This window comes from Bradyrhizobium sp. Ses1 (assembly GCF_059512365.1).
Map to the genome: position 1 here is coordinate 1 of NZ_JCAMOQ010000157.1, position 1,692 is coordinate 1,692.

The following is a 1,692-nucleotide window of genomic DNA, read 5'->3' on the forward strand; positions in this document are numbered from 1 at the left end:
CGAGGCTGGGCAAGAACTCGGCTTTTCCTGGAGTTGATGTACGATTTGGCTGATGACGAATCGCGCATTCAAAGCCGGCGAGAGCCGGGATCAAGCCAGCCTGCTTCCCCCGCGGGTTGATGACTATGTCGGGGCAGACAATCCGGTCCGGGCAATCGAGAGCTTTGTAGGCGCGCTCAACCTTGCCAAGTTGGGTTTCCGCCATGCGGACCGTACCGCCGACGAGGTGGGGCAGCCACCGTATGATCCCGCCGACCTGCTGAAGCTCTATCTTTACGGTTACATCAACCAGATCAGGTCGTCGCGTCGGCTGGAACGGGAAGCGTGCCGCAATCTGGAGCTGATCTGGCTGCTCAAAAACCTGAAGCCAGGCTATCGGACGATCGCCAACTTCCGCAAGGCAAATTGGGCTGCTTTGAAGGCGGCCAACCGCAGCTTCGTTTTGGTCATGCGTGAGCTTGGTCTGGTTGGCGGCGGTGTGGTCGCGATCGACGGTTCTTTTTTCCACGGCGACGCCAGCAAAGCTTCGATCTTCACGCGCAAGAGGCTTGCCGAACAGATCGCCAAACTGGACCTGGAGATCGAGGCTTACGGCAAGTCTCTTGAGAACAACGATGCAGTGGAAGCCAGGACGGATCGCACTGACGGCCCGGGCCATGGCGGGGGTGACGATGGCAACGATGTTGGCGCCAAGGTCGCGGCGCTGATGGCCAAGCGCTCGCGCGCGCAGAGCGACCTCGCCAAGCTGGAAGAGAGCGGCGCGACGCAGATGTCGCTCACCGATCCGGACGCCCGGCTTCTGGTCAAGAATGGCCAGAGTGTCGCAGGCTACAACGTGCAGATCGCTGTCGATGACAAGCACAAGCTCATTGTCGAGAGCGAGGTGGTGAACGACAGCAGCGACGTGCGTCAGCTCCATGCGATGGGCAAAGCGGCAAAGCAGGCCCTCGACGCCAAGACGCTTCAGGCGCTGGCCGACGAAGGCTATTACAGCAGTCTCGAACTGAAGGCATGCGAGGACGATGGCATCACAGCCTATGTGCCAGTGCCCGCAGCGGCAGGCCGGCTTGCCAAGCAGGGCCGCTTCAGCCTCAATGACTTCACCTACGACGGTGCCGTCGATGCCTACACTTGTCCGGCCGGTAAGCTGCTGCAGCCGATGGAGCGACGCTGGCAGAACACAAGCGGTCGCACCGAGATCCGCTACGCCAGCAGCAGCGCAACTTGCAAGACATGCCAGCTCAGAGAGCGTTGTCTCTCCCCGAAGGCAAAGTCGAGGATCATCGCGCGTTGGGAGCACGAAGATGTCCTCGAACGTCATCGTGCACGGATGGAAGGTGCGCGTGAGTTGATGCGACGCCGGTCCGCTATCGTCGAGCATCCCTTCGGCACTCTCAAATGCCGCGCCGGATACCGTCACTTCCTGCTTCGTGGCTTCAACAAGGTCCGCGGCGAATGGAGCCTAATGGCGCTTTGCTACAATTTGACCCGTGTGCTCAATATACTCGGCTTCGAGGGCTTCCTGGCCCGCGTTGCACAGGCCCTCCGATCGCCTCTCGCCGTCCAACACCTCGCTACAGGCCGCCTCGGGACCTTTCTCGAAGCATTCTGGTCAAATGTAGCGGTCCAGTTCCTGACCAGGCGCTTCGCCCTCGGCTCCCTCCGATAGCTGTCACTACTTGCCCAGTCTCG

At 60.8% G+C, this 1,692-nt stretch carries 1 protein-coding gene; it reads left to right on the forward strand.

The features are described 5' to 3' along the window. Positions 1–52: 52 nt before the first annotated feature. Positions 53–1,669 (forward strand): IS1182 family transposase, encoded by a 1,617-nt coding sequence (locus tag AC5ZG5_RS46070; RefSeq protein ID WP_456647241.1) that lies wholly within the window; start codon positions 53–55, stop codon positions 1,667–1,669. Positions 1,670–1,692: the final 23 nt, after the last annotated feature.